Consider the following 23,979-nt stretch of genomic DNA (forward strand, 5'->3'; position numbering starts at 1 on the left):
CTCCGCGCAATTTCGTTCAACTGGTCGAGCCGCCGTGACTGCTTCCCGCTCCATCCGTCGCTCCGCCCGCTACCGCAAGGTGCTGGTCCTGCATGGGCCAAACCTCAATTTGCTGGGCACTCGCGAACCGGAGACGTATGGGCACACCACGCTTGCCGATATCGATGCCGCCCTCGCGCAGCATGCGAGCCAGGCCGGCATTGCGCTGGCATCGTTCCAGTCGAACCATGAAGGGGCACTGGTCGACCGCGTCCATGCCGCGCGCGGCGAAGGCGTCGACTTCATCATCATCAACCCGGCCGCCTACACGCACACCAGCGTCGCGCTGCGCGATGCGCTGGCAGGGGTGGCGATTCCGTTTGTCGAGGTTCACCTGTCGAACGTGCATCGCCGCGAGAGCTTCCGCCACCATTCTTATTTCTCCGACCTGGCAGTCGGGGTGATCTGCGGACTCGGCTGGCAGGGTTACCTGCTGGCGCTGGACTATGCCCTCGGGCAGGAGCAGCCGCCACCGGGGGGCTGAGTCCCGCCAAACGTTTTCGAGTAGATGACGCGCGCCGCCTCGCGGCCCGCGCCCGGCGCGTGTGCAGCATGCGCGGAGGGTGCGGACGGTGGTGGGCGCAACAATGATTTTTTCCGCCGCCGTCCCGACGGGCGCTGGCGCGATAAACCGATTCAGGAGGATAGAAGATGGACCTGCGCAAGCTGAAGACGCTGATCGACCTGGTGGCCGAGTCCGGCATCTCCGAGCTGGAAGTCACCGAAGGCGACGGCAAGGTGCGTATCGTCAAGCAACCGCCGCAAGTGATCGCCGCGCCGATGGCCATGCCGCAGATGCAGGCGCTGCCGGGCATGCCCGCCGCCGCACCTGCAGCCGCCGCGCCCGCCGCCGAACCCGCCGCTGCGCAACTGCCGGCCGGCCACATCGTCACCTCGCCGATGGTCGGCACCTTCTACCGCGCACCGTCCCCGGGCGCCGCACCGTTCGTCAATGTCGGCGACTCGGTGAAGGAAGGCCAGACCGTCTGCATCATCGAAGCCATGAAGCTGCTCAATGAAATCGAGTGCGACAAGGCCGGCGTGATCAAGGAAATCCTGGTCGAGAACGGCCAGGCAGTCGAATACGGCCAGCCGCTGTTCGTCATCGGCTGAGCCTGATCCGGCATGCCGCGCCGCACGCTGCCATGGCCCGAACCGGCAGGCACGCCCGGCGCAGGCTCCCGGACGTCTTGGACGTCATCGACGTTTTGGGCATCGCGGCTCCCATCCCGTGCAGTACCGCGGCCCAGCGTCATGGCCGCGCGCCCGATGTGCCGCCCCGGCACGCAGCGGGACCGCTCCCGTTCTCGCAGAGAGAGACCATGTTTGAAAAAATTCTGATCGCGAACCGCGGTGAAATCGCCCTTCGCATCCAGCGCGCCTGCCGCGAACTTGGCATCAAGACGGTGGTGGTGTACTCGGAGGCCGACAAGGAAGCCAAGTACGTCAAGCTGGCCGACGAAGCCGTCTGTATCGGCCCGGCCCCGTCGCCGCTGTCGTACCTCAACATGCCGGCCATCATCTCGGCCGCCGAGGTGACCGACGCCCAGGCCATCCACCCGGGCTACGGCTTCCTCTCGGAGAACGCCGACTTTGCCGAGCGCGTGGAAAAGTCCGGCTTCGTCTTTATCGGCCCGACCGCCGAAAGCATCCGCCTGATGGGCGACAAGGTGTCGGCCAAGCAGGCCATGATCAAGGCCGGCGTGCCGTGCGTGCCGGGCTCCGACGGCGCCCTGCCCAATGATCCCAAGGAAATCCTGGAGACCGCGCGCCGCGTGGGCTACCCGGTGATCATCAAGGCCGCCGGCGGCGGCGGCGGCCGCGGCATGCGCGTGGTGCACACCGAAGCCGCGCTGATCAACGCCGTCAACATGACGCGTGAAGAAGCGGGCCGTGCCTTCGGCAACCCGGAGGTCTACATGGAGAAATTTCTGGAGAACCCCCGCCACGTCGAAATCCAGATCCTGGCCGACCAGCACCGGCAGGCCGTGTGGCTGGGCGAGCGCGACTGCTCCATGCAGCGCCGCCACCAGAAGGTGATCGAGGAAGCGCCCGCGCCGCACATCCCGCGCCGCCTGATCGAGCGCATCGGCGACCGTTGCGCCGAGGCCTGCAAGAAGATGGGCTACCGCGGCGCCGGCACCTTCGAGTTCCTGTACGAGAACAACGAGTTCTACTTCATCGAGATGAACACCCGCGTGCAGGTCGAGCACCCGGTCACCGAGATGATCACGGGCATCGACATCGTGCAGGAGCAGATCCGCATCGCCTTCGGCGAGAAGCTGCGTGTGCGCCAGAAGGACATCCAGTTCCGCGGGCATGCGGTCGAATGCCGCATCAATGCGGAAGACCCCTTCAAGTTCACGCCGTCGCCTGGCCGCATCACCGCATGGCACATGCCCGGCGGACCTGGTGTACGGGTCGACTCGCACGCGTATGATGGCTACTTCGTACCGCCCACCTACGATTCGATGATCGGCAAGATCATCACTTATGGCGCGACCCGCGAGCAGGCCATCGCCCGCATGCGTATCGCGCTGTCGGAAATGGTGGTGGACGGCATCCAGACCAATGTACCCTTGCATCGCGAGCTGATGCTGGACGCCAATTTCGTCGAAGGCGGCACCAGCATCCACTATCTCGAGAACCGCCTGGCGCAGCGCGCCGCGGGACAAGGCGAGAAGGTCTGACGCAAAGTTATCCGCAATACGCACGCAGTAAGCAAGGAAGCCCGTGGCATTTCAGGAATGTGTGATCGAAGTGGCGCAGGACCAGGCCGAAGCCTGGTCTGACGCCCTGTTCGACCTCGGCGCGCTGTCAGTGTCGGTGGAAGACGCCGACGCCGACACGCCGGACGAGCAGCCGCTGTTCGGCGAGCCCGGGCTCGAACCGACCAAGCTCGCGTGGAACCGCTCGCGCGTGGTGGCGCTGTTCGATGACGAGACCGATCCGGCGCTCGTGGTCGCGGCCGCGGCCAATGCGCTTGGCATCGATCCGGTGCCGGCATACCTGCTGCGTGACGTGGAAGACCAGGACTGGGTGCGGCTCACGCAATCGCAGTTCGAGCCGATCCGCATCGGCGAACGGATCTGGGTCGTGCCCTCGTGGCACGATGCGCCGGAGCCTGACGCGGTGGTGCTGGAACTCGACCCCGGCCTGGCCTTCGGCACCGGTAGCCATCCCACCACGCGGCTGTGCATGCAGTGGCTGGAGCAGAACCTGAAGGCGGGCGAAACCGTGCTCGACTACGGCTGCGGCTCCGGCATCCTCGCCATCGTCGCGCGCAAGCTTGGCGCGGGCGAGACCATCGGCATCGATATCGATCCGAACGCCGTCGAAGCGTCGCGCTACAACGCCGACCGCAACCAGGTGCAAGCCACGTTCGCGCTGCCGGAATCGGTGTCCGAAGCCAGCTACGACCTGGTCGTGGCGAATATCCTATCCAATCCGCTCAAGCTGATGGCGGCCATGCTGAGCGCACGCGTGCGCCCGGGCGGTCGCCTGGTGCTGTCTGGCGTGCTCGAACGCCAGGCGGAAGAAGTCGCCGCTGCCTACGCTCCCTGGCTGCCGCTGTCTGTCTGGCGCAGCGAGGAAGGCTGGGTCTGCCTGAGCGGCACCCGTCCCTGATCCACACCGATGGCCGCCGCCAAGCTCGTCACACGCTGCCCGGCCTGCCGCACGGCCTTCCGGCTGGTCGCGGACCAGTTGCGCCTGCGCCAGGGCCTGGTGCGCTGCGGCCACTGCGACACCGTCTTTGACGCACGCGAACACCTGATCGAAGTGCCGGTGCAGGCGGGCCCTTCTGCTTCTGCCGCGCAAAAGCCCCCGGCGCCGGCCGCCGCGATCGCGCCGGAAGCGGAAACGCCACGGCCGCGAATCCCCGACTTCGACCCGGGCTATGACCCCGGCTACGACGTACCCGCGCTCGACTCTCCGACCATGATGATGTCGCCGTCGGAAGACGCCGGCCAGGACGATCACGCGACGGAAGCTGAACCCGGCGACGTCGCGGCTGAAGCCGCTGATGCGGCCGAGGTGGCCGCGAAGGAATCGGAAAGCCACAGGGCCGAGGCCGGCAGCGCCGCCGAGCCTGAGATGTCGCTGGCCTCGCCGGAAGCCGCGCCCGAGCCGTCCGTCGCAACGCCGGCCGCGGCTGCCTGGCCGGCACTCGATCACGGCGCGCTGGAAGACTCCGACCGGACGCATACGCCGGCGCAGGAATTCGAGGCTGAAGCACCGGCCGGCGAGACCCCTGCTGCCGCGGCAGAGAGCAAGCCCTTCCCTCCTCCGGCAGTCACGCTCAGCGCAGGTGAATTCCTGCGCGCGGCATCGAGCGACATCAGCGCGGAGGATGCCGAGCCGAGGCACGGCGCGCCCGCCGGACAGAAGCACGAGCCGTCATTCCGCCCCACGCCCGTCCACGAACCGGCACGCGACTACGGACACAACTACGGCCCCGCCTACGGACCCGAGCCCTCCAGCCCGGCCAACGATTTCAGCGCTACCGCCGGCGCCATCGCCCGCGAACAGGCGACCCGCCGCTGGAAGCGCTACGATCAGCCCGCCGGCCCGGTATTTGCCCCCGATTTCCTGCGCCAGGCACGCGAGCGAGAACGCGGACGTGCGGGCCAGCCCGGCGCGGCCTCGCCCGCCCGGCGCCAGTGGTGGTGGGCCGCCGCCGCGGTGCTCGGCGTGGGCATCATTGTCCAGGGCGTATATCTCGCGCGCAGCCAGCTTGCCGGCCAGTTCCCGATGCTGCGCCCGGCACTCGAGGCCGCGTGCGCGCCAGTCGGCTGCACCGTGCCGCCGTGGCGCGACATCGATGCGCTGCGCATCGACACGTCGCAGCTGCAGAAGCAGGACGACGGCAGCGATGCCTACCTGCTGGCCGTCACGCTGCGCAACCAGGGCCGCGCCACCACGGCACTGCCGGCCATCGAGCTGGTGATGACCGACCTGCAGGACCAGCTGCTGCTGCGCCGCGTGCTGCAACCGGCGGATTATCTTGAGCCGGCGCAAAAGGCCTTCGCCGCGCATGGTCTTCGCGCGGGCACTGAGTTGCCGGTTCGGGTACGATTCCGGACGCAGCAGGCGGCAGCGAACTACCGCGTGCTGATTTTCTATCCCTGAATTCCGCAGGCTGGCCGCCGGACCGAATCCGAGACCGGTGGCCAGCCGCACCCCCCAGTGAATTCCTATACAGCAAGGAGTAGACCCATGAGCAACGTTACCCTCGGCGGCAACCCGATCGAAGTGGCGGGCAAGTTTCCCAAGGCCGGCGACAAGGCAGCCGATTTCTCGCTCGTCGGCAAGGACCTGAAGGACGTCACGCTGGCCGACTTCGCCGGCAAACGCAAGGTGCTGAACATCGTCCCCAGCCTCGACACGCCGGTGTGCCAGGCTTCCACCCGCAAGTTCAATGAAGCTGCCAGCAGCCTGGCCAACACCGTGGTGCTGACCATCTCGGCCGACCTGCCGTTCGCGATGGGCCGCTTCTGCACGGCCGAAGGCCTGGCCAACGTGGTGCCGCTGTCGCTGATGCGCGGCGCCGATTTCAAGACCAGCTACGGTGTGGACATCAAGACTGGCCCGCTGGCCGGCGTGACCGCCCGCGCAGTGGTCGTGCTCGATGAGAACAACACCGTCAAGTACAGCCAGCTCGTGCCGGAAATCAAGACCGAGCCCGACTACGATGCTGCCCTGGCTGCGCTGAAGTAAAACACGCCGCGCCTGTCCGGCAACGGCCGCCCGCATCCCCGGGGCGGCCGCTTCGTTTTTTAACCTTCCCGTTTGCGAGCCTTCGCAACGCAATCACTACAAGCACTGGAGAGAGAATGGCCAGCCTGATCTGCGGCTCCGTCGCCTACGACACCATCATGACGTTCGACGGGCGCTTCCGCGAACACATCCTGCCGGACCAGATCCACATGCTGAACGTCTCGTTCCTGGTGCCCGGCATGCGCCGCGAGTACGGCGGCTGCGCCGGAAACATCGCCTACACGCTGAAGATGCTCGGCGGCGAGCCGGTGGTGATGGCGACTGTCGGCGTCGATGCCGAACCCTACCTGGAATACCTGCGCGGGCTCGACATCAACACCACGCACATCCGCACCCTGCCCGACACCTTCACCGCGCAGGCGATGATCACGACGGACCTGGACAACAACCAGATCACCGCCTTCCACCCCGGCGCCATGAGCCAGTCGCAGCTGTCCAACGTGAAGGACGCACTGGGCGGCCCGCAGTCGCCGGCGCTGGGCATCGTCGCGCCGGACAGCCGCGAGGGCATGCTGCACCACGCGCACCAGTTCGCCGAGGCCGGCGTTCCGTTCATCTTTGACCTCGGCCAGGCCATGCCCCTGTTCAACGGCGAGGACCTGCGGGAGTTCGTTGAACTCGCCAGCTACGTGACAGTCAATGACTACGAAGCGCAGGTCCTGCTGTCCCGCACGGCCTGGACCAGCGCCGAGGTTGCCGCCAAGGTTCGTGCCTTCATCGTCACGCACGGCGAGCGCGGCGCCAGCATCTTTGCCGATGGTCAGCAGTACGCGATTCCGGCCGTACCGGCCGAGCGCATCGTGGACCCGACCGGTTGCGGCGACGCCTTCCGCGGCGGGCTGCTGTACGGCATTGAGAACGGTTTAGACTGGGAAACCACTGGCCGCCTGGCTTCGCTGATGGGGTCGATCAAGATCGCGCAGCAGGGTCCGCAGAACCACTGGCTGTCGCGCGACGAAATTGGCAACCGCTTCCAGTCTGCTTTCGGGTACCGCTACGCCTGACCTGCGAACGGTGCGTGGCACTTTTTCGGGATCTGACATGAATAACAACATGCTCCGCGGCGGCCTTGCCACCACTCTTGCCTTTCTCGCCGCTGCCACCCTTGTGGCCGGCTGTGCCACGCAATCCAATTCCAACAGCGTCTACTCCACCGGCCAGGCCCAGCGCGAGCAGATCGTGCGATTCGGCGTGGTGGAAGGCGTGCGCGACGTGATGATCCAGGGCAGCCAGACCGGCGCCGGCACGCTGGCCGGTGGCGCCATCGGCGGCGTCGCGGCCGGCAGCACCATCGGCGGCGGCAACGGCGCCGTGGCGGCCGGTATTCTTGGCGCGGTGCTGGGCGGCATTGCCGGCAGCGCGGCCGAGAACAAGATCAACCAGCGCCGCGGCCTGGAGATCACGGTGCGCCTGGACAATGGCGAGATGCGCGCCATCACCCAGGAAGCCGACGAAATCTTCCAGCCCGGCCAGCGCGTGCGGCTGCTGTCTTCCGGCGGCGTGACCCGCGTCACACACTGACGACCAGCTGCGCTGGCCGCTCAACGCGGCCAGCAAGCGCGCCAGCGAGCGCCGCACCCGGGAGGGTCGCGGCGCTTTTCTTTTGCTGCCAGCGCCCCTTCCAGCGCGCCTCGCGGGCATGAAAAAACCCGCCGGGCGGATGCCATCGGCGGGTTGGCAAGACTGCCGTCTTGCAGACCGGATACGAGGTATCCGGTCACTGTGGCACGCGCTGCGTGCCCTGGCGATTCCCTGAGGAAATCGTAGCGCCCACTCCGGAACGGAGCAGCTTACGGACGGTTGCCCGTCGGGAACGGCCATGCAGCGGCCGGGTTCAGCGCGGTCTTCGCAGCAGCTGCGGGAGCAACGGCAGGGGCAGCGGCAGGCTTGGCAGCGGCCTTCTTCGCAGCAGGCTTCTTGGCAGCGGCCTTCTTGGCAGCCGGCTTCTTGGCGGCGACCTTCTTGGCTGCAGCCTTCTTGGCCGGTGCTGCCTTCTTGGCGGCGGCCTTCTTGGCCGGTGCCTTCTTGGCTGCAACCTTCTTCACTGCGGCCTTCTTGGCGGCCGGTGCCTTCTTGGCGGCGACCTTCTTGGCCGGTGCTGCCTTCTTGGCTGCAACCTTCTTCACAGCAGCCTTCTTGGCCGGTGCAGCCTTCTTGGCGGCGACCTTCTTCACGGCGGCCTTCTTGGCCGGTGCCTTCTTGGCTGCAACCTTCTTCACAGCAGCCTTCTTGGCGGCCGGTGCCTTCTTGGCGGCGACCTTCTTCACAGCGGCCTTCTTGGCCGGAGCGGCCTTCTTCGCGGCCGGCTTGGCGGCTTTCTTAGCCGCCGGCTTTTTCTTTGCAGCAGTTGCCATGGATAACTCCTTCACTAGAGAGTGAATATCGAATGACCTAAGTTGGCGACCCGACCGACCCGAGGTGCGATACAGCCATGCGACCCCAGTCGAGCGAGCGATTCATCGGCGCACGGCACAACGTCGGCCGCACGCTAATGAATTCGGTTGCAGGCGCGCCGCCGGATGCGGCGCCATGGCGGCAGGTGCGAGCCTGCGAGCAGGCTCCGGGCACATGCCACGCCCTGGAATATTCGATCAGCCCGCGCCGCCCGTTGAGTCGGCGCGCGGCCAGAAATGAGGAGATATCGGACGGCAGGTCTGCGGTGCGGGCTTGGCCTCGCGCACTGCAGACGGCATTCGCTTTCGGGTAGCTTGCCCATCCCGTCACTGGGCCAAAGGAGACTGCACGCGTTTTAGTAAGGCTGTCCGGCCTGGTCTGCGTCAAAGTTCTGGTGCTCCTTTGCTACCTGCATCACTGCATCGAAGCGCGCTTCGCGCTCGTCGTTCAATCTTGCTTCGTGCCTCGCTGCAATGAAGTGAGACTCTTGTCAAGGCGAATCATAATTCGTTTGTTCGATGATGTTAAGAAAAAAGTGCAAAAAAACTTGCACGCGAACACGCATCGAACTAGATCTCGCGCGCTTCGCTGCGATGACCTCGCCAACGTCATCGCGCAACTTCACTCACGACAGTGAAAGCACGCATCGATTCGTGCTTCGCGTGCTCGTCGCGATCCCCTCGCGCGCACACTCGCCCGGCATCGAACGAACACCATCGCGCAACAACTTCCCCGCGATGCGCGGCACGCGTTTCGGCTGCGTCGACCACCTTCGCAAACATCGCATCGTCTCCCCGAAACCCGCATGATCAAAGGCTTTCCGGGTGACGAATGATTGCCGCGCAGGCACGCGGCAAGCACGGCGCGGATGCACCGCAATCGCCGCAGCGGCGATGCGCACAGGCATCGCCCGGCGCGCGCGACGCTCCGCACCACGCATCGAAGCGACGACGGCGAGTACGCTGTCGACACCATCGCGCTCACTGCGCCGCTCACGCTTCATCGCGTGCTTGCCAAAGTGATGCGCCAACGCAACGGTTTGCATCGACGCAACATCTCCGTCGCGTCGAAAGCGTTGCGATCGAGCAAAGCGACGACGCGTGCGATGCGTCGATGCAACCATCGCGCGCGTTCGCCGATGACATGCGCGCGCAGTCGTCGTTGTTCGACGAGGCGCCGACATCCGCCTGCGTCGAAGCCATCGGTGCGACGACGCAATGGGTGGCGCGCAGTGTCGGCGCCGAGCGCTCGCACGACACGCCGACGCCGCTTAGAGGAATGCTTCAGCGCTGCCTTCCGCCACCTTTGCTGCGATACACAAAACCCGCGAAACGGCTTGCGCATGCGGGTTTCCGGCAAACGCGCGCGCGCACCCAACGCGCGCTTGAAGCCGCGGCGCCGATTGCGGCGGCGTGCCGGCCCCAGTAGATTGGCGTGCGCGACAGCAGCGAAGCCGGATATCCGGACACGCCGCGCGATGCGTCGCACCGGCTCGCGTGCCGGCCGTTACAAACCCGAGAGGAGACCTCATGCGTACTATCCCTACCCGTCCGATGACCCGCCAGATCCTGCGCGCGGCACTGCTCGCCGCCACGTTGATCGGCAGCACCGCCGCGCTTGCCCAGGCAACGCCCAGCGGCATGTGGAAGACGATCGACGACAGCACCGGCAAGCCGCGCGGCCTGGTCGAGATCAGCGAGAAGAACGGCGTCTACAGCGGCCGGCTGGTGAAGACCTTCGTCGAGAGCGACGGCAAGCCGAAGGTGTGCGACAAATGCACCGATGCGCGCAAGGACCAGCCCATCCTCGGCATGACGATCCTGACCGGCCTGCGCAAGACCGGCGACAACGAGTGGAGCGGCGGCGAGATCCTCGACCCCGAGAACGGCAAGGTCTACAAGAGCAAGATGTCGCTGGCGGAAGACGGCAGCAAGCTGAACGTGCGCGGCTTCATCGGCATCAGCCTGATCGGCCGCACCCAGACCTGGGAACGCGATCACTGAAGTGCCGGCCAGGCGCCTGCGCGGCAGCTCATCTCCCGATGGGTTCTAAAGCAGAATGACAGCTCCAGTGGTTAATATCTGACGACTCCCGTGCCGCCGCCCGACGCGGCGGCGCGGGCAACCTCAGAAGCGTCATTGGAGACAGACATGCGCATTCACGCCACCAGCCGCGCGCTGGCTTTCGCACTTCCCACTCTCGCCGCAGCCGCCTGCGCGGCATTCGCCACCGTCCCTTCCTCAGCGCGTGCTGCCGACGCATGGCCGAACCATCTGATCAAGTTCGTGGTCCCCTTCACCGCCGGCGGCGCCAACGACCTGGTTGCGCGTGCTGCCGCCGATGCGGTCGGCAAGCGGCTGGGCCAGACAGTCGTGATCGAGAACCGGCCCGGTGCGGGTGGCGTAGTGGGTGCCGACTATGTGGCCAAGAGCAAACCCGATGGCTATACCTTCCTCGTCGGCGCGGTCGGCACCGTCACCAACAGCCTGATCCGCACCAGGATGCCGTACGCGCCGGACGACCTGGTGCCGGTGTCGCTAATCGCGGTGAGTCCTTCGGTGATCGTCGCAGCGCCATCGTTTCCGGCGAACAACCTGAAGGAGCTGATCGCCTACTCGAAGAAGCAAGGCGCGGATGGTGTCAACTTTGCAACCGCAGGCAGCGGCAGCACGCCGCACTTCGTTGAAGAGATGCTGAAGGAGAAAGGCGCGGCGCTCACGCCGGTGCCGTACAAGAGCGGTTCGGAGAGCATCACCGCGGTGATGGGCGGACAGGTGGCTGCGACCTCCGAGGCGAGCGTGGTCGTGCTGCCGCACATCAAGGCAGGCAAGCTCAAGGCACTCGGCGCGACCTGGGACAAGCGCATGAGCGCCGCGCCCAACATCCCCACCACCGCCGAGCAGGGCATGCCTGAAGTCCGCATCGGCCACTGGGCCGGCATCTTCGCGCCCAAGGGCACCGATCCGGCGATCCTGAAGAAGCTCAATGCCGAAATGACCGCGGCCATGCAAACGAAGGAGACCCGCGATCGCCTGCTGCCGAACGGGATCGAGCCGGCCGGCGGTTCGCAGGAGAGCTTCGTGGCCTTCATCAAGTCCGAACGTGAACGCCTTGGCCGCATCGCCAGGAACGCGAACATGAGCGCCGACTGAGTTTTTTTCAGCCAGTGTTGCCAGCCCGGCCGGCAAATGTATGTACGAGCGACCCTCTCATCGAGGGTCGTTTTCGTTCCGGGTCGCAATTTTTCCACTTTTCCGTTTTCATAAATGGCGATTAATTCACTACTGCCACCACAATGTCTCTGATTAAGTGCATTAAGCACGCATATAAATTGTCTGTGTCGGCACTACAACGCGAATTGCAACGCAAATCATTCGCATTTATATTCGGCACGCCCAGATAAACACCCACTTCCGTCAAGCCGGTCCGCGCGCCTTCGCGCAGGGCGGCGAAGCGGACTCAGCCCGGACCGTCGGGGGTGGATCGAGACAATTGCCATGAACCGCCGCACCCCCATTGCGACCGCGCTGCTCGCGCTGTTCGCCGCGCCCGCCGCTACCCTCGCCCAACAAGCTCCCGCACCTGCCGTAACCACCGCGCAGGCAACGCCGGCGGCCACCACGCTGCAGGAAGTTGTCGTCAATGGCTTCGCCTCGCGCGATGATTTCAACGCCGGCAAGAGCTCGCTCGGCAAGTTGGGCGAAGACCTGCACGATGTGCCGCAGTCGGTCACGGTGGTGAACAAGGCGCTGATGGAGTCGCAAGGCGTGAGCTCGCTGGCGGATGCGCTGCGCAACGTGCCGGGGATCACCATCGGCGGAGCCGAAGGCGGCCAGATCGGCAACAACATCAACCTGAACGGCTTCTCGGCGCGGACCGACATCTACCTGGATGGCTTCCGCGACCGCGGCCAGTACTACCGCGACACTTTCGCGCTCGAGCAGGTCGAAGTGCTGATGGGGCCGTCGTCGATGCTGTTCGGCCGCGGCTCCACCGGCGGCGTGATCAACCAGGTCAGCAAGAAGCCGTCGCTGAAGGCCGCTACCGAAGTGACCGGCTCGGTCACCACCAACGGCCTGGTGCGCGCCACCGCCGACTACAACACGCCGACGGGCGATACCTCGGCCTTCCGCATCTCGGCCATGGCGCAGGATGGCAGGCCGAGCACGCGCGATGAGATGACGGTGCAGGATTTCGGCATCGCGCCGTCGTGGCGCACCGGCATCGGCACCTCGACCGAGATCACGCTGTCGGCGCTGCTGCAGCACAACCACGACATGCCGGACTATGGCTTCTCGAACCTGAACGGCCATCCGACCAACGTCAACCGCAATACCTTCTACGGTTTCACCGACGACCGCACCAACCAGGACATCGCGGCGCTGAACGCCGGCATCACGCACAAGTTCTCGCCCAATCTGAGGCTGCGCAACCAGACGCAGTTCAACTATGTCGAGACCGATGCGCGCGAGACCGCGCCGAACTCGGTCGGTACGGTCGGCGCGCGGGGCTTCACCCCGCTCACCACCAGCACGCTGCCGCTGGACCAACTCTTCGTGCGCCTGCAAAGCCACGACCGCAAGATCCGCGACTACTCGATCTTCAACCAGACCGAGCTGACCGCCAACTTCGACACGGGTTCGGTCAAGCACACGCTGCTGGTGGGGGCGGAAGTGGGCCATGATGGCTACAACAACCAGAACTACTTCCGCAACGGCACCTGCAATGGCCAGCCGCTGGTCACCGGCACCACCTCTGCAACCGTGGGCTACGTGGCGTGCGAGCCGCTGGTCAACCCGGCCTACACCGCATCGCCGGCCAGCGTACCGACCAGCACCGGCAACCTGCAAGGCGGCTCGGCCAACACCATCGCCGCCTACATGAACGACTCTATCGAGTTCAGCAAGCAATGGAAGGCCGTGGCCGGCGTGCGCTACGACCGCTATATCGCCAGCATCAGCAACTCGATCAACTCGACCAACAGCGCCGGGGCGCCCTACTTCAGCACCGCGCTGGCCAATGCCGACCAGACCGTCAACTTCACCAGCGTGCGCCTCGGTGGCATCTGGCAGCCGACCGAGGCCCAGTCCTACTACGTGTCGTATGGCACCTCGTTCAACCCGTCGCTCGAGCAGCTCACCGGCACGGTCGGCCAGCAGAGCCTGGACCCGGAAAAGAACAAGTCATATGAAGTGGGCGGCAAGTGGGACCTGATGGGCGGCGACCTGTCGCTGAGCTCGGCCCTGTTCCAGATCACCAAGGACAATGCCCGCAGCCAGATCGACGCCACCACCTACGCGCTGAGCGGCAAGATCCGCGTCAGGGGCTTCCGCGCCGGGGCGACAGGCCGGATCACCAGCAAGTGGCAGGTGTTTGCTGGCTATACCTATCTGGACGGCGAGATCGTCAACGGCATTGGCGCCGGCACCACCGGCAAGGTGCCGACCAACACACCGAAGCACACCGCCACGGCGTGGACCAGTTACGCCTTCCTGCCTAACTGGGAAATCGGCGGCGGCGCCTTCTATATGTCGGAGCGCTTTGCCAACAACACCAACACGGTCCAGGTGGGCAGCTTCGTGCGCTGGGACGGCATGCTGGCCTACCACCAGCCGAAGTACGACGTGCGCCTGAATCTCTTCAACATCTTCGACAAGAAGTATTACGATGCGCTGATCCAGTCGGACGGCGGACGTTCGGTGCCGGGCACTGGCCGGACCGCGATGCTGTCCTTCACCTATCGCATGTAATTGCGGGCAGGCGGCGGCCTGCCGCCAGGAGCCTCATGCTAGTTGTCATCCCCCAAGTCCTCAACGCCGAACAGGTCGGCGCCCTGCGCCAGCGGCTCGAACAGGCCGGCGACGCCTGGGTGGACGGCCGCGTCACGGCCGGCTATTCCGGCGCACCGGTCAAGTTCAACCAGCAGATTGACGAGCACTCGGAAGTGGCACTGGAGTGCCAGCGGCTGGTCCTCGGCATGCTCGAGCGCAACCCGCGCTTTATCAGCGCGGCCCTGCCCAACATCGTCTACCCGCCGATGTTCAACCGCTACAGCGAGGGCATGACCTTCGGCGCGCATGTGGACGGCAGCGTACGTCTGCATCCGCACGACGGCCGCAAGCTGCGCACCGACATCTCGGCCACGCTGTTCCTGTCGGAGCGCGAGAGCTATGACGGCGGCGAACTGCAGGTGCACGACACCTACGGCACCCATTCGGTCAAGCTCGACGCCGGCGACATGGTGGTCTACCCCGCCACCAGCCTGCATCAGGTCACGCCGATCACGCGCGGCGTGCGGCTGGCCAGCTTCTTCTGGATCCAGAGCCTGGTCCGGGATGATGGCCAGCGGGCGCTGCTGTTTGATATGGACAATGCGATCCAGACGCTCAACCAGACGGGAGCCGACGAAGGTGCGCGGCGCACGCTGGTGGGCTGCTATCACAACCTGCTGCGTCAGTGGAGCGAGACCTGACTGCCGGAGCGCCACGCAAATCATGCGCATGTAAAAAGGGCCGGACCGCCTCAGCAGTTCGGCCCTTTTTACATTGATGAGCCTTCTGTTTACATCCGGTACCGCACCGTCGCCATCACACTCCGCGGCGCCCCCGGCATATTCAGGTTCGCATTCGAGCCGTGTCCCGACACGATGTAGCTGGTGTTGAACACGTTGTACAGGTTCAGCTGGGCCTCGAACGGCCCGTGGCGGTACCAGGCCATCATGTCCGCCGTGACGTAGCCCGGCAGCGTGACCGTGTTGGCCGGGTCGGCCATGCGCGCACCGACCAGGTTCAGGCCACCGCCAACACCGAAGCCATTGCCCAGCGTCTTGGTCAGCCACAGGTTGCCGGAGTGGCGCGGCGTCAGCGTGGCGCGCTTGCCCTGCAGCGCCGGTGTCGACTTCGTGACCTCCGCGTCCAGATAGGCGTAGCCGGCCAGCACGCGCCAGCCGCTGCCGAGCTCGGCAGCGCCGGAGATTTCCACGCCGTCGGTGCGCTGCTCGCCGATGGGGATCAGCGTGTTGTTGGCGCTGGCAACCTTGACGTTGCTCCGCTCGAGCCGGAACACCGAGATCGTCGTGGTGGCCTTGCCATCGAGCCAGTCGTACTTGGCACCCACTTCCGTATTGTTGGTCGTCTCCGGCGCCAGGTCGGCGTTGTTGGTCGCCAGCGCAAATGTTTCGCCCGACGGCTGGAATGAGCGGCTCCACGACACGTAGTACGACTGCACTTTCGACGGCTGCCACACCAGGCCGGCGCGCGGGCTCCAGGCATTGTCGGTGCGCGACAGGTTGCTCTGCCCAGCCAGGCGCTGGACCGTGTCCTGCTGGAAGTTGTCGTACCGCACGCCCAGCAGCGCCTTCCACTGCTCGGTAAAGCTGATCATGTCCTGCGTGTAGAACGCCAGCGTCTTGGCGGTGCCCAGGTTGCTGGTGGCGGGCGTGCCGCCGACCAGGCGCGGCAGCGTCGGCAGGACCGGGTTGAACAGGTCGAAGGTCCCCGGCACGGCGCGGGAGAAATTCACCAGGTCCTTGTTCTGCTGCCCGATTTCCATGCCGTACAGCAACTCATGCCTCGTACCCAGGATCGTCGCTTTCTGCGTCAGGTCGGTCTGGTTGAACCAGCCGTGCTCCTCGCGATAGACATTGGAGTGCGACAGCCTGAGCGTCTTCGCCACTTCGTCGACCGACTGGGTGAGCGTATTGTTGCGGTCCAGCGAATAGTGGTAGTACCGCGTGGCATTGCGGATCGACCAGCTGTCGTTGAAGCGATGGTTGATCGTCGCCGTGCCCGAGTACACGCGCGACTGAGAATAGTCGGCATCGCGCGCATTGGCTGCACCGTAGTAACGGGACGCAGGTACATCAACCGGGCGGCCCTTGTATGCAGGGATGCCGAAGTCGGTCACGCGGCGGTCTTCCAGGTAGTCGGCCTGCAGCAGGACGGTGGTCTCCGGCGCCAGTCGCAGTTCCAGCGACGGCGCAACGGCCGAGCGATCCAGGAACTGCTGCGAGCGGTAGCTGTTGGCCTTCTCCGCGGCGCCCGTCACGCGAAATGCGGCGGCACCGTCAGCGAACACGCGGCCCACGTCGGCCTCGGCCCGGCGATCGGCCCACATGCCGTAGCTGAGCGCGAAGTCGGTCACGTCGATGCCCGGCTTTTTGGTCACGCGGTTGATCAGGCCGCCCGACGAGCCGCGGCCGTAAAGCACCGCGGCCGGGCCCTTGATGACCTCCACGCGGTCCACGTTGGACAGGTCGCGGAAGTACAGCGCGTCATCGCGGATGCCATCGACAAACTGGTCGGCAATCGCCGAGAAGCCGCGGATCGACACCTGGTCGCGCTGCCCGTCGCCCGTGGAGAACGACACCCCCGGCACGTTCTTCAGCACGTCCTGCATCGAGTTGGCGCGCTGGTCCTGCATGACCTCGGCGGTCACCACGTTCACCGTTTGCGGAATATCGCGCAGCGGCGCCTCGGTCTTGGTCGCGCTGACGGCGTTGGGCGGGTTGTAGCCGACGCCCAGCTCGCGGCTGGCGTCGGCCTTGACGGTGACCTGCGGCAGCTGGCCAGCCGTGCTGGCCTGGGCCTGTTGCGGGTTCGGGTCCTGGGTCTGGCTCTGTGCGAAGGCGATGCCAGAGAGTATCGGCTGGCAGGCAAACACCCCGATCACCGCGGCGTGCATCGGGTGCAGTTTTGATCTCATATCCCTGTAATGAACCGTAATAATTTTTAGAAAATGCGACGCATTATCATTTACAGGGGGAATCTGGTCAATGGTGCAGCGAAAAATCCACTTGAAGCACGCTGGCTCCGGCAGGGTTACATGTGGAGCCCTAAAGCAAAGTGATCCACTAAATACATTTCACATCAGCTGCTCAGCCAGCGCGTGGCGGGCCTCGGCGATGAATGCGGACTCGCCGCGCTTGCCGGGCAACAGGAAGAACTCCGCTTCCGGCAAGGCCGGCAGGCGCAGGCGGCCGGTGGTGGCAGCGTCGAGCTGCGCCACGCCGGGCCCGATCGCTGACGCATTCAGGCACGACATGCCCAGCCCCGCCGCCAGCGCGAGGTGCAATCCCGCCACGCCCGACGCGGAATGCGCAATCTCGAACGGCAGGCGCTTGCGCACCAGCAACTGGGTCACGAACTGATGCAGCGAGCAGGTATCGGGCAGCAGCACCAGCGGAAGTGTTTCCGGCAGGCCTTCGGCCTCCCCTTGCGCCGCCACCCAGGCCAGCGACTCTCGCCGCAGCAAGACGCCGCGGCCACCGCCGGCCTGCCCGCGCATGCCCACCAGCCGCATGCTCAGGCCGATATCGAAGGCGTCCATCCCGGCCGCGGCATCGATCGCGGCGCTCTTCATCACGGTCACATGCAGGCGCAGGTAGGGATAGCGCTCGCGCAGACGCCGCAGCATGCCCGCGATCTCGCCGGGGCGGAAGTAGTCGGTCACCGCCAGGCGCAACTCGCCTTCGAGGGTGTGGCCGCGCAGCTCCTGCAGCGCCAGTTCGTTGAGCGCCAGGATGCGCCGCGCATGCTCCAGCAGACGGACGCCGGCCGGCGTCGGCGCGGCGCCCTTCTTTCCGCGCGTGAGCAACGGCACGCCGGCGCGCTCTTCCAGCTTGCGCAACTGCTCGCTGACCGACGACTGCGACAGGAACAGCTTGGGCGCCGCGGCCGACAGGCTGCCGCTGTCCGCCACCATCACGAAGGTGCGCAACTGGTCGGTTTCGAATCCACGCATGACGACTCCCGGAAGACGAAATTTCGATCGATCTCGATTCGGCAAACCCGATGCTTCGCATCGGATATTCCTGCTTTTCCGATATTACGCCAATGCCTACCATGACATCACCCAATCACCGAACAGGAGCCTGTCATGCCCCACATCAACCTGCAGATCTCCGGCCAGCCCAATGCCGAACTCACCCGCCGCAGCAGCGCCGCCGTCGCCGAAATCACGCAGCGCGTGCTGGGCAAGAAGCCTGAAGTCATTGTCGTTTCTGTCCAGTACCAGCCGCACGAATCCTGGATCATCGGCGGCGTGCCGCTGTCCGAGCAGGGCCGCAATGCCTTCCACCTGGACATCAGCGTGACCGACGAGACCAACACCAAGGCGGAGAAAGCGCAGTTTCTCAAGGAGGTGTTCGAGACCCTGTCCGGGGTGATCGGCAACGTGCATCCGGTTTCCTACATCTACGTGATCGACGCGCGCGCGGCCGCGTATGGCTATGGCGGGCTGACGCAGGAATACCGGCACCAGCACGGCTGAGTACAGCAACCGGTCGTGACATTGAAGGCACCAGGGGCGCGGTGTTCTTTGTGATCACCGTGTATTTTCTGACCGGACTGATCAGAAGCAATGGCCGCCCCGGCGGCTTGTACATTCCCGGGTTGTTAACTAGTGTGATTTGGATCGGGTGCCCGCCGGGCGCCCAATCCGGCAATCCAGGAACCATCGCATGAAGCATGTCACCCTGCCCGACGGCGAGCGCATTCCGGCGCTCGGCATGGGAACGTGGAATATGGGCGAGAACCCGGCCGCGCGCGCCGAGGAAATCGCCACGCTTCGCCTCGGACTCGATCTCGGCATCCGCCTGATCGATACCGCCGAAATGTACGGCGAAGGCCAGTCCGAAGAAATGATCGGCGAAGCCATCGCCGGGCGGCGCGACGAGGTGTTTCTCGTCAGCAAGGTCTATCCCCATAACGCCAGCAAGCGTGGCACGGCGGCCGCGTGCGAGCGCAGCCTGCGCCGCCTCGGCACCGACCGCATCGACCTCTACCTGCTGCATTGGCGCGGCGGCGTTCCGCTCGAAGACACCGTGGCGGGCCTGCAGGCGCTGCAGCGCGACGGCAAGATCCGCCACTGGGGTGTCAGCAATCTCGATCTCGCCGATATGGAAGAGCTGTGGGATGTGCCCGGCGGCGACCAGGTGGCAGTCAACCAGCTGCTGTACAACCTCGGCCGGCGCGGCATCGAATGGGAGCTGCTGCCGTGGCTGCACGAGCGCCGCGTGCCGGTGATGGCCTACTCGCCCATCGAGCAGGCACGGCTGGTCAGGCATCCGAAGCTCGCGAGCTTTGCGCAAGCGCTCGGCATGACACCGGCGCAGGCCGCGCTGGCGTGGCTGCTCGCGCGCGACGGCATCATCGCCATTCCCAAGACCAGCCACCGCGAACGGCTGCGCGAGAACCTCGGCGCGCTGGCGCATCCGCTCGCGCCGGAACAACTGGCGGAACTCGACCGGATTTTCCCGCCACCCACGCGGGCAACTCCGCTGGAGATGCTGTGAGCGCGCCCGCGCTGCGGCCGGCGGCCTGAGCTACCTCATGCCGACCACGCCGCTGGCCCAGGGCCCCTGCGACGACGCGGCCATCCGTGCCGCGCCGTGCGTGGCGCCCTGCCGGCAACCGGCGGCGAGATGGGTGCTGGCCGCAACCATCCTGGCGTCGAGCATGGCGTTCATCGACGGCACCGTGGTCAACGTGGCGCTTCCCGCCCTGCAGAAGGAACTGGGCGCCGACCTGGCCGGCGTGCAATGGGCGGTGGAATCCTACGCGCTCTTCCTCGCCGCGCTGCTGCTCGCGGGCGGCGCGGCTGGCGACCGCTTCGGCCGCCGCCGCGTGTTCGTGGCAGGCGTGGCGATCTTCGCGCTGGCTTCGGTATGCTGCGGACTGGCCGGCAGCATCGGCCAGCTGATCGCGGCACGCGCGGTACAGGGCATCGGCGCCGCCCTGCTGGTGCCAGGCAGCCTGGCGCTGCTGTCCGCCTCGTTCGACCAGGCGAGCCGCGGCAAGGCCATCGGCACGTGGTCCGGCGCCACGGCGATCACCGCCGCCCTCGGCCCCGTGCTGGGCGGCTGGCTGATCGAGCATCTGTCATGGCGCGCCGCCTTCCTGATCAATGTGCCGATTGCCGCCGCGGTGGTGGCAATCGCCCTGTGGCGCGTGCCCGAAAGCCACGCCGGACAGGCGCCGGGCAGCGTCGACTGGGCCGGCAGCGTGCTGGCCACGCTGGGACTGGGCGCGCTGGTCTACGGCCTGATCGAGTTCCCGACCCGGGGCTGGCAGCACCCGGCGGTGTTCCTGCCCGTCATTGGCGGCGTGCTCGCCTTGCTGGCCTTCGCGCAGGTGGAGAAGCGCCAGCCCAACCCGATCATGCCGCTGGCGCTGTTCGGCTCGCCCAGCTTCGTCGGCGCCAACCTGCTGACCCTGCTGCTCTACGCCGCGCTGGGCGGCGGGCTGTTCTTCCTTCCGCTCAACCTGATCCAGGTGCAGGGCTACTCCGCCACCGCGGCAGGCTCGGCGCTGCTGCCGTTCATCCTGCTGATGTTCGTGCTGTCGGGCTGGGCGGGCGGGCTGGTCGACCGGCATGGTGCGCGCAAGCCGCTGATTGTCGGACCACTGATCGCGGCAGTGGGATTTGCCATGTTTGCGCTGCCGTCGGTCGGCGGCAACTACTGGCTGACGTGGTTTCCCGCCGTGATAGTGCTGGGGCTGGGCATGTCGGTGAGCGTGGCGCCGCTGACCACGACCGTGATGAACGCCGTGCCGCTTGCTTCCACCGGCACGGCATCCGGCATCAACAATGCCGCCGCGCGCGTGGCAACGTTGCTGGCCATCGCGCTGCTGGGCATCGTACTGGCGCTGGTGTTCGACCGGGTCCTGGCCCACGCGCTCGCGCAGGCGCCGGCCGACGTGGCGCAGGCCGTGCTCGCGCAGCGCCACAGGCTGGCCGCCATCGACATCCCGGCGCAGGCCGACGCCGACACGCAGCAGGTGGTGCGTCATGCCGTGCAGCAGGCCTTCGTGGCCGGGTTCCGCTGGGTGATGCTGCTCTGCGCGCTGCTTGCTGCCGGCAGCGCCACCAGCGCGTGGTGGTTCCTGCGTCCGCGGCAGGCGCAGCGCTGAGCGGGTGGATTACTGGGCTTTGGCCACGTAGCGCTCGCGCTCGACGTAGCGCACGAGATAGTTGCGGGCTTTCTCGCGCGTATCGTTGGTCACGCGGTCGGCGGCCTGGCGCGCGCTCGCCTTGCCGTGCGCCGACGACATCTCGGCGTCCAGGTAGGTGCGGAATGAATCGTGCATGGCAGTCAGGTCGGCCTGGCAGGCGGCAAGCGCCGCAGCCGCCACGTCCTTCGATTGGGCCTTGCCGGACAGGTTCTTGTCGGCTTCACGCTGTACGCAGTCCATATACTTGGCGCGCAGTGACTGCCAGCCGCTGCTGTTGTCGGCGTTGGCCACGGTTCCGGTAATAGCGGGCTGCTGCGAGGCACAAGCGGCCAGCAAGGCCAGGGGGAGGGCGAGGATCGTCTTTTTCATGCCCCCGATGGTACATGCCCAGCGGCGCCCGGTCCCTGCCGGAATTGTGAGCAGGTTTTACCGAAGCCACGCACTCGTCACCTTGATGCAGCACGTCGCATGAACGTCACATAGGTCACACAAAGATACGACACCAACATTTGCCCATGTGCTGCCGGCGCCTATGCTTCAAAGACCATAACAACGAACAGGAGAGCAAATGAAACGTCGAACCTTTCTTTCGGCAGGCGCCGGCATTGCGCTGGGCAGCCTTGCCCTGGGTGCCTGCACCACCACTGGCCCTGGCGCGCCAAGCGACAAGACCGCCCGCCGGCACGAGCTGGATTCGGGCGTCGATGGCACGCTGAGCAAGCTCTACAGCACCGTCAACGGCTCGCGCGAACTGGGCAACCGGGCGCGCGGCATCCTGGTGTTCCCGAAGACGCTGACAGCGGGCTTTATCGTTGGCGGCGAATATGGCGACGGTGCCCTGCGCTCCGGCGGCGCCACGCGGGGCTACTATCGCCTGGTCGCCGGCTCGGTCGGCTGGCAGATCGGCGCGCAGTCCAAGTCGGTGATCCTGATGTTCCTGACGCAGGATGCCTACGACAAGTTCGTGCGCAGCAACGGCTGGACCGCCGGCGTCGACGCCACGGTCGCGCTGGCGACAGTGGGCGCCAATGGCGTGCTCGACACCAATACGGCGCAGCAGCCCATCGTTGGCTTCGTCATGACTAATGCCGGCCTGATGGCCGGGCTCAGCTTCGAAGGCAGCAAGATCACCAAGCTTGATCTGTAGCGGTTCGCCGCCATCGGAACGCCGCGCACCGACGGCATTTGCCGGCGTGCGCGGCGTGACCGGATAGAATTCGTCCCTTTGGCCGAATTCTCATGTGGTTCAAGAACCTGCAGCTCCATCGTTTTTCCGCACCGTGGTCGCTTGGCGCCGACGAGGTCGAAGCCAGCCTGGCGAAGCACGCCTTCTTTCCCGGCACCAGCCTTGAAATGCAGACGCAGGGCTGGGCCTCGCCGCGTGACAACGGCCAGCTCGTACACAGCGTAGGCCGCCAGATGCTGCTGACGCTGCGCACCGAGAAGAAGCTCCTGCCGGCCACCGTGGTCAACCAGGTCACCAAGGCGCGCGCCGCCGAACTCGAAGAGCAGCAAGGCTTCAAGCCCGGCCGCAAGCAACTCAAGGAACTGAAAGAGCAGATCACCGAAGAGCTGCTGCCGCGCGCCTTCAGCATCCGCCGCGACACCCGCGTGTGGATCGACCCGGACAACGGCTGGCTCGCCATCGACGCCGCCGCGCCCGCCAAGGCCGACGAAGTGCGTGGCATGCTGTTCAAGGCGCTGGACCCGCTGCCGCTGGTGAACCTGCACGTGAACCAGTCGCCGGTTGCCGCCATGACCGACTGGCTGGCCACCGACACCGCGCCCGCGGGCTTTAGCGTCGACCAGGAAATCGAGCTGCAGTCGAGCGCCGAGAGCAAGGCCACGGTGCGCTACGTGCGCCATCCGCTCGACGCCGAAGACCTGCGCCGCCATATCGCCGCCGGCAAGCGCTGCACGCGCCTGGCCATGACCTGGAACGACCGCGTCTCGTTCGTGCTGACCGACGCGCTGGCGGTCAAGCGCGTGGCGCCGCTGGATGTCATCAAGGAACAGGCCGACGGCACCGCACATGATGAAGACGAGCGTTTCGACGCCGATTTCACCATGATGGCCGGTGAGCTGGCCGGCATGCTGGGTGATCTGACCGAAGCGCTGGGGGGCGAGCGCAAGGCTTGATCCGGGTTGCCGGTTGACGCTTTCGCCTCCGTTCCGTCAGACTTGCTCATTCCTGCTCAAACAGGAACAAAGCTGACTTTCTGCTTCACTAAGGCCGGTTTCGCCATCGTCTTGCGACGATGGCCAGCGCCTTCCTCTCCACAGACTGACACCGTGGAACTCACGGCGATGTGACACAGGTTCACGGCGGCGTTGATGTCGCGGTCGTGAATCGTCCCGCACGCGGGACACGTCCATTCGCGCACGGCGAGCGCCAAGATGCCCAGCGTGTGTCCGCATGTCGAGCACGTCTTGCTGCTGGCGTAGAAGCGGTCGGCCACCACAATCTCGCCACCGCACATGTCCGCCTTGTACTCCAGTTGCCGCCTGAGTTCGAAGAAACTCATATCAGCGATGGAGCGGGCCAGATGGCGGTTCGATACTGAACTGATCGCATTGTCCGTCTTCCACGCCTCGTACTGGCGCTTCCACTCGGCCAGCGCCCAGTTATAGGCGAATCGTGCGGTGCCCGCCGCACGCGCCAGATACGTGGCCTGCGCGTGGTTCGGATCAAGAGCGATGCGGTGAGCGATCAGCAGGCTTTGGCGCTTTCCACGGCCGCTCGCACGCCATCGAGCAGTTTCTGATGCTTGCGCGAACGGCTGCCGTAGAGCCGAGCGCTGAACACCGTGATGAT

The 23,979-nt window shown here is 65.9% G+C and carries 24 protein-coding genes; 18 read left to right on the plus strand and 6 right to left on the minus strand.

Features of this window, described 5'->3' with window-relative positions; translation table 11 throughout:
* Window positions 1–34 precede the first annotated feature (34 nt).
* The 8 genes from aroQ to RM96_RS33865 all read left to right on the plus strand — a co-directional run bounded on the left by aroQ (window position 35) and on the right by RM96_RS33865 (window position 7,338).
* Entirely contained in the window at window positions 35–523 is a 489-nt protein-coding gene (aroQ, locus tag RM96_RS33830; protein WP_039016122.1) for a type II 3-dehydroquinate dehydratase, read from the plus strand.
* A 167-nt stretch (window positions 524–690) separates the two neighbouring features.
* Window positions 691–1,152 carry an acetyl-CoA carboxylase biotin carboxyl carrier protein gene (accB, locus tag RM96_RS33835; protein ID WP_039016123.1) on the plus strand — a complete coding sequence of 154 codons (462 nt, stop codon included), beginning with the start codon at window positions 691–693 and terminating at the stop codon, window positions 1,150–1,152.
* 209 nt (window positions 1,153–1,361) lie between these two features.
* Entirely contained in the window at window positions 1,362–2,729 is a 1,368-nt protein-coding gene (accC, locus tag RM96_RS33840) for an acetyl-CoA carboxylase biotin carboxylase subunit (RefSeq protein ID WP_039016124.1), read from the plus strand.
* A 43-nt stretch (window positions 2,730–2,772) separates the two neighbouring features.
* Window positions 2,773–3,666 (plus strand): 50S ribosomal protein L11 methyltransferase, encoded by an 894-nt coding sequence (gene prmA / locus RM96_RS33845; RefSeq protein ID WP_039016125.1) that lies wholly within the window; start codon window positions 2,773–2,775, stop codon window positions 3,664–3,666.
* 9 nt (window positions 3,667–3,675) lie between these two features.
* The gene (locus RM96_RS33850; RefSeq protein WP_039016126.1) at window positions 3,676–5,169 is read left to right on the plus strand and encodes a DUF3426 domain-containing protein; all 1,494 of its coding nucleotides are present in this window, start codon (window positions 3,676–3,678) and stop codon (window positions 5,167–5,169) included.
* An 87-nt stretch (window positions 5,170–5,256) separates the two neighbouring features.
* The gene (gene tpx / locus RM96_RS33855; protein WP_039016127.1) at window positions 5,257–5,757 is read left to right on the plus strand and encodes a thiol peroxidase; all 501 of its coding nucleotides are present in this window, start codon (window positions 5,257–5,259) and stop codon (window positions 5,755–5,757) included.
* A gap of 116 nt (window positions 5,758–5,873) precedes the next feature.
* On the plus strand, window positions 5,874–6,821 hold the full coding sequence (locus RM96_RS33860; RefSeq protein WP_039016128.1) for a carbohydrate kinase family protein: 948 nt from the start codon (window positions 5,874–5,876) through the stop codon (window positions 6,819–6,821).
* 37 nt (window positions 6,822–6,858) lie between these two features.
* Window positions 6,859–7,338 carry a membrane protein gene (locus tag RM96_RS33865; RefSeq protein WP_039016129.1) on the plus strand — a complete coding sequence of 160 codons (480 nt, stop codon included), beginning with the start codon at window positions 6,859–6,861 and terminating at the stop codon, window positions 7,336–7,338.
* 269 nt (window positions 7,339–7,607) lie between these two features.
* Here the strand turns inward: RM96_RS33865 and RM96_RS33870 are convergent, their stop codons facing one another.
* Together RM96_RS33870 and RM96_RS39125 are read right to left on the minus strand one after the other, a co-directional pair.
* On the minus strand, window positions 7,608–8,171 hold the full coding sequence (locus RM96_RS33870; RefSeq protein WP_039016130.1) for a histone H1-like DNA-binding protein: 564 nt from the start codon (window positions 8,169–8,171) through the stop codon (window positions 7,608–7,610).
* Between the two features lie 665 nt (window positions 8,172–8,836).
* Window positions 8,837–9,256 (minus strand): hypothetical protein, encoded by a 420-nt coding sequence (locus RM96_RS39125; RefSeq protein WP_152624266.1) that lies wholly within the window; start codon window positions 9,254–9,256, stop codon window positions 8,837–8,839.
* A 68-nt stretch (window positions 9,257–9,324) separates the two neighbouring features.
* Here RM96_RS39125 and RM96_RS33875 point away from each other — a divergent pair, with 68 nt between their 5' ends.
* The 5 genes from RM96_RS33875 to RM96_RS33895 all read left to right on the plus strand — a co-directional run bounded on the left by RM96_RS33875 (window position 9,325) and on the right by RM96_RS33895 (window position 14,683).
* Window positions 9,325–9,639 carry a hypothetical protein gene (locus RM96_RS33875; RefSeq protein ID WP_039016131.1) on the plus strand — a complete coding sequence of 105 codons (315 nt, stop codon included), beginning with the start codon at window positions 9,325–9,327 and terminating at the stop codon, window positions 9,637–9,639.
* Window positions 9,640–9,740: 101 nt separating this feature from the next.
* Entirely contained in the window at window positions 9,741–10,214 is a 474-nt protein-coding gene (locus tag RM96_RS33880; RefSeq protein WP_039016132.1) for a DUF2147 domain-containing protein, read from the plus strand.
* A 147-nt stretch (window positions 10,215–10,361) separates the two neighbouring features.
* The gene (locus RM96_RS33885; protein ID WP_039016133.1) at window positions 10,362–11,363 is read left to right on the plus strand and encodes a Bug family tripartite tricarboxylate transporter substrate binding protein; all 1,002 of its coding nucleotides are present in this window, start codon (window positions 10,362–10,364) and stop codon (window positions 11,361–11,363) included.
* Between the two features lie 345 nt (window positions 11,364–11,708).
* A complete protein-coding gene (locus RM96_RS33890) occupies window positions 11,709–13,961 on the plus strand; it encodes a TonB-dependent receptor (RefSeq protein WP_039016134.1) in 2,253 nt (750 codons plus the stop codon).
* A gap of 35 nt (window positions 13,962–13,996) precedes the next feature.
* Window positions 13,997–14,683, plus strand: coding sequence for a Fe2+-dependent dioxygenase (locus tag RM96_RS33895; protein ID WP_039016135.1), 687 nt, complete (start codon window positions 13,997–13,999; stop codon window positions 14,681–14,683).
* Window positions 14,684–14,772: 89 nt separating this feature from the next.
* On the opposite strand, the gene RM96_RS33900 is transcribed toward RM96_RS33895, so the two are convergent.
* Together RM96_RS33900 and RM96_RS33905 are read right to left on the minus strand one after the other, a co-directional pair.
* On the minus strand, window positions 14,773–16,914 hold the full coding sequence (locus RM96_RS33900; RefSeq protein WP_039016136.1) for a TonB-dependent receptor: 2,142 nt from the start codon (window positions 16,912–16,914) through the stop codon (window positions 14,773–14,775).
* A gap of 159 nt (window positions 16,915–17,073) precedes the next feature.
* Complete coding sequence (locus tag RM96_RS33905) at window positions 17,074–17,952, minus strand: LysR family transcriptional regulator (RefSeq protein ID WP_039016137.1); 879 nt, start codon at window positions 17,950–17,952, stop codon at window positions 17,074–17,076.
* Between the two features lie 135 nt (window positions 17,953–18,087).
* Here RM96_RS33905 and RM96_RS33910 point away from each other — a divergent pair, with 135 nt between their 5' ends.
* From RM96_RS33910 to RM96_RS33920, 3 genes are all read left to right on the plus strand, one after another.
* Complete coding sequence (locus RM96_RS33910) at window positions 18,088–18,480, plus strand: tautomerase family protein (protein WP_039016138.1); 393 nt, start codon at window positions 18,088–18,090, stop codon at window positions 18,478–18,480.
* 190 nt (window positions 18,481–18,670) lie between these two features.
* A complete protein-coding gene (locus tag RM96_RS33915; protein ID WP_039016139.1) occupies window positions 18,671–19,504 on the plus strand; it encodes an aldo/keto reductase in 834 nt (277 codons plus the stop codon).
* A gap of 37 nt (window positions 19,505–19,541) precedes the next feature.
* Window positions 19,542–21,122 carry an MFS transporter gene (locus RM96_RS33920; protein WP_039016140.1) on the plus strand — a complete coding sequence of 527 codons (1,581 nt, stop codon included), beginning with the start codon at window positions 19,542–19,544 and terminating at the stop codon, window positions 21,120–21,122.
* Between the two features lie 9 nt (window positions 21,123–21,131).
* On the opposite strand, the gene RM96_RS33925 is transcribed toward RM96_RS33920, so the two are convergent.
* Window positions 21,132–21,533, minus strand: coding sequence for a hypothetical protein (locus RM96_RS33925; RefSeq protein ID WP_039016141.1), 402 nt, complete (start codon window positions 21,531–21,533; stop codon window positions 21,132–21,134).
* Between the two features lie 199 nt (window positions 21,534–21,732).
* Between RM96_RS33925 and RM96_RS33930 the strand changes: the two genes are divergently transcribed.
* Together RM96_RS33930 and RM96_RS33935 are read left to right on the plus strand one after the other, a co-directional pair.
* Window positions 21,733–22,311, plus strand: coding sequence for a BPSL1445 family SYLF domain-containing lipoprotein (locus RM96_RS33930; protein ID WP_039016142.1), 579 nt, complete (start codon window positions 21,733–21,735; stop codon window positions 22,309–22,311).
* A 92-nt stretch (window positions 22,312–22,403) separates the two neighbouring features.
* Entirely contained in the window at window positions 22,404–23,303 is a 900-nt protein-coding gene (locus RM96_RS33935) for a recombination-associated protein RdgC (protein WP_039016143.1), read from the plus strand.
* Window positions 23,304–23,359: 56 nt separating this feature from the next.
* Here the strand turns inward: RM96_RS33935 and RM96_RS40445 are convergent, their stop codons facing one another.
* On the minus strand, window positions 23,360–23,881 hold the full coding sequence (locus RM96_RS40445; RefSeq protein WP_443112294.1) for a transposase: 522 nt from the start codon (window positions 23,879–23,881) through the stop codon (window positions 23,360–23,362).
* Between the last annotated feature and the right edge of the window lie 98 nt (window positions 23,882–23,979).

The sequence above is a fragment of the Cupriavidus sp. IDO genome, from assembly GCF_000812465.1.
Lineage (GTDB): Bacteria > Pseudomonadota > Gammaproteobacteria > Burkholderiales > Burkholderiaceae > Cupriavidus.

Coding starts and splice junctions, on each gene's coding strand:
- tpx (WP_039016127.1), top strand. CDS start 5,257: ATGAGCAACGTTACCCTCGGCGGCAACCCGATCGAAGTGGCGGGCAAG.
- RM96_RS33865 (WP_039016129.1), top strand. CDS start 6,859: ATGAATAACAACATGCTCCGCGGCGGCCTTGCCACCACTCTTGCCTTT.
- RM96_RS33870 (WP_039016130.1), bottom strand. CDS start 8,171: ATGGCAACTGCTGCAAAGAAAAAGCCGGCGGCTAAGAAAGCCGCCAAG.
- RM96_RS33860 (WP_039016128.1), top strand. CDS start 5,874: ATGGCCAGCCTGATCTGCGGCTCCGTCGCCTACGACACCATCATGACG.
- RM96_RS33925 (WP_039016141.1), bottom strand. CDS start 21,533: ATGAAAAAGACGATCCTCGCCCTCCCCCTGGCCTTGCTGGCCGCTTGT.
- RM96_RS33920 (WP_039016140.1), top strand. CDS start 19,542: ATGCCGACCACGCCGCTGGCCCAGGGCCCCTGCGACGACGCGGCCATC.
- accC (WP_039016124.1), top strand. CDS start 1,362: ATGTTTGAAAAAATTCTGATCGCGAACCGCGGTGAAATCGCCCTTCGC.
- RM96_RS33880 (WP_039016132.1), top strand. CDS start 9,741: ATGCGTACTATCCCTACCCGTCCGATGACCCGCCAGATCCTGCGCGCG.
- RM96_RS33850 (WP_039016126.1), top strand. CDS start 3,676: ATGGCCGCCGCCAAGCTCGTCACACGCTGCCCGGCCTGCCGCACGGCC.
- RM96_RS33885 (WP_039016133.1), top strand. CDS start 10,362: ATGCGCATTCACGCCACCAGCCGCGCGCTGGCTTTCGCACTTCCCACT.
- RM96_RS33895 (WP_039016135.1), top strand. CDS start 13,997: ATGCTAGTTGTCATCCCCCAAGTCCTCAACGCCGAACAGGTCGGCGCC.
- RM96_RS39125 (WP_152624266.1), bottom strand. CDS start 9,256: ATGCAAACCGTTGCGTTGGCGCATCACTTTGGCAAGCACGCGATGAAG.
- RM96_RS33915 (WP_039016139.1), top strand. CDS start 18,671: ATGAAGCATGTCACCCTGCCCGACGGCGAGCGCATTCCGGCGCTCGGC.
- RM96_RS33930 (WP_039016142.1), top strand. CDS start 21,733: ATGAAACGTCGAACCTTTCTTTCGGCAGGCGCCGGCATTGCGCTGGGC.
- RM96_RS33900 (WP_039016136.1), bottom strand. CDS start 16,914: ATGAGATCAAAACTGCACCCGATGCACGCCGCGGTGATCGGGGTGTTT.
- RM96_RS33935 (WP_039016143.1), top strand. CDS start 22,404: ATGTGGTTCAAGAACCTGCAGCTCCATCGTTTTTCCGCACCGTGGTCG.
- RM96_RS33875 (WP_039016131.1), top strand. CDS start 9,325: ATGCAACCATCGCGCGCGTTCGCCGATGACATGCGCGCGCAGTCGTCG.
- RM96_RS33890 (WP_039016134.1), top strand. CDS start 11,709: ATGAACCGCCGCACCCCCATTGCGACCGCGCTGCTCGCGCTGTTCGCC.
- RM96_RS33905 (WP_039016137.1), bottom strand. CDS start 17,952: ATGCGTGGATTCGAAACCGACCAGTTGCGCACCTTCGTGATGGTGGCG.
- RM96_RS33910 (WP_039016138.1), top strand. CDS start 18,088: ATGCCCCACATCAACCTGCAGATCTCCGGCCAGCCCAATGCCGAACTC.
- accB (WP_039016123.1), top strand. CDS start 691: ATGGACCTGCGCAAGCTGAAGACGCTGATCGACCTGGTGGCCGAGTCC.